Here is a 1,962-nt window from a genome sequence, read left to right as displayed (position 1 = left end):
CCAGGTGCAAGCACCCGGCTTCTCGTTCGACTTGCATGTGTTAAGCCCGCCGCCAGCGTTCGTCCTGAGCCAGGATCAAACTCTCCGTAGTAGAAGAGAATGATCTCCTGAAAGAACCCGAAGGTTCAAGATCAGGGATCGAGTTGCCATACCCTCTCGGGTACAGCCTGCTGTTGAGCTTTCTTTCTTGGACTGCCGAAGCAGTCCGGGTTGACTTTGTCTCGTCTGGTCCGCCATCGCGCCACGCCGAAGCGGGCGGTCAGAGCGGCCGACGAGGGCTCGCTATGCTTCCAATCTCTCAAGGAACGGTGCCTCAGACGAGGCCGGCAAAACCGGCTTTGCGCCCGGGGCGTTCTGCCAAACTACGGAACTCGTAACCGACAGTCAAGCGCTTCGTTTTCTCTTCTCTATTCGATTGGAGTGCCTGGCGACTGCCAGACGGCGAAGCTCCTGCCCCTCATTCGAGGGGAGCCCATGGTACGGGAGGTTGCCGAGCTTCGCAAGCGACTTCGAGAGGTTCATAAACCCTTCGTGCCGATTGGTGCGCTTGGCATCCATATCCGTCAGCGTGTCTAGAACAGTGCAGTGGGCGGGCGATCGCTGAGCGACGTTCTCCCTGCTGCGGAGCCCATGGTACGGGTCGATTCGGCGGGTGTCCATGCACAGTCGGTGGAGAGGGAGTGAGCGTGTTGTGAGGCCGGGTCCGTGCCTGACCTATCTATCTTGAGAGCCATTCGACACTTGACTGTCTTCCTCTTCTACGATGGCTCGATCTGACCGCAAGGGACTCGGTGCACTGCTCACCGATCGGGCCTTCTGGCTCGGCCTGATCTCGATCGGCCTAGGGCTGGTCGTGTTCGCTCTCCTGTTCAACTTTGCCGCGATGCCGATCTGGACGCGGCACGATGCGGCGGTCGAGGTCCCGGACGTGGGAGAGATGACGCCCGACGACGCCCAGAGTGTGCTGCGCGTGGCCGGCCTCGAGGGCGAGTACGCGGAGCAGCCGTACAATCCAAACGTGGAGGCAGATGTGGTCGTGGACCAGAGCCCATCGGCTGGTACGACGGTGAAGCCGGGACGGCGGATCTACTACTACGTCAACGTGAGCCCGAAGCAGTTGGTCGTGGTCCCGGACGTGGTCTCGCTCTCGGAGGGGAAAGCACGGGAGGACGTATCGGATCGTGGGCTCGTGGTGGATCGGGTCGAGATGGACTCGGTGCGGACGCCGTACGAGAACACGGTGACGCGACAGTCGCCGGCGAACGGAAGCTCTGTGCCGGTCGGGACGCGGATCACGTTGTGGATCAGCCCCGGCGTCGAGAACGGGCGCAACGTGCGGGTGCCGAACGTGGTCGGGTCGTCGGTGTCGGACGCTCGGCGTCAGATCAAGGACGCGGAGCTGTGGGTGGACTCGCCCCGCGCGGAGTCGGGCGAAGTCACGCGACAGGAGCCGGCGGCGGGCGGGACACTCAACCCGGGTCAGGAAGTCCGCATCTACACGGACGGCGACGCCTAGGCGGGTCCGACCTCGAGGCCGACTCGTCTCGCAGGGGGTCTCGCCCTCGATGCGGCGCTCCCTCGAGGGCGTCTCGGTCTTCTCGTCCTCGATAGAGTTCGCCCTCGAGGACGAGACGTGCTAATCGACCAGGACGGCACTTGGGACGTCGGGGTGGACGACGACGCGCTCGTTGTGCTTGGTCAGGATGACGCGGCCGACGAAGTCGGGGTGGACGGGAACCTCGCGGTGGCCTCGGTCGACTAGCACGGCTAAGCGGATAGAGCGAGGGCGGCCGTAGCGCAGGACAGCGTCGAGGGCGGCCCGGATGGTTCGGCCTGTAAAGATGACGTCGTCCACTAAGAGGACGTCTCGGCCTTCGGCGCTCGGTGCATCGTCGGGGAGCGGGTCGGCCTCCAGGTCGAGGTCGTCGCGGAAGCCGGCGATGGGCAGGTGGTGGCGCTCGA

At 64.1% G+C, this 1,962-nt stretch carries 2 protein-coding genes and 1 rRNA gene; 1 reads left to right on the top strand and 2 read right to left on the bottom strand.

Annotated features, from left to right (window positions below; translation table 11 throughout):
* Positions 1-91: ribosomal RNA gene (locus tag WBA11_RS06650) — 16S ribosomal RNA — on the bottom strand; the annotation flags it as partial.
* Positions 92-763: 672 nt separating this feature from the next.
* On the opposite strand from WBA11_RS06650, the gene WBA11_RS06645 reads away from it, so the two are divergent.
* On the top strand, positions 764-1,516 hold the full coding sequence (locus WBA11_RS06645) for a PASTA domain-containing protein (protein ID WP_424519920.1): 753 nt from the start codon (positions 764-766) through the stop codon (positions 1,514-1,516).
* 120 nt (positions 1,517-1,636) lie between these two features.
* Here the strand turns inward: WBA11_RS06645 and WBA11_RS06640 are convergent.
* A partial coding sequence (locus WBA11_RS06640) for a phosphoribosyltransferase family protein (RefSeq protein ID WP_424519919.1) occupies positions 1,637-1,962 on the bottom strand: 326 nt, incomplete at its 5' end.

It is taken from the genome of Rubrivirga sp. (genome assembly GCF_049648075.1).
Taxonomy (GTDB): domain Bacteria; phylum Bacteroidota; class Rhodothermia; order Rhodothermales; family Rubricoccaceae; genus Rubrivirga.
Note: the sequence above shows the minus strand (reverse complement) of the source record. Positions and strands in the feature narration are given on the sequence as shown.

Excerpts from the sequence above, each read along its gene's own strand:
- WBA11_RS06645 (WP_424519920.1), top strand. The coding sequence starts at position 764 with ATGGCTCGATCTGACCGCAAGGGACTCGGTGCACTGCTCACCGATCGG.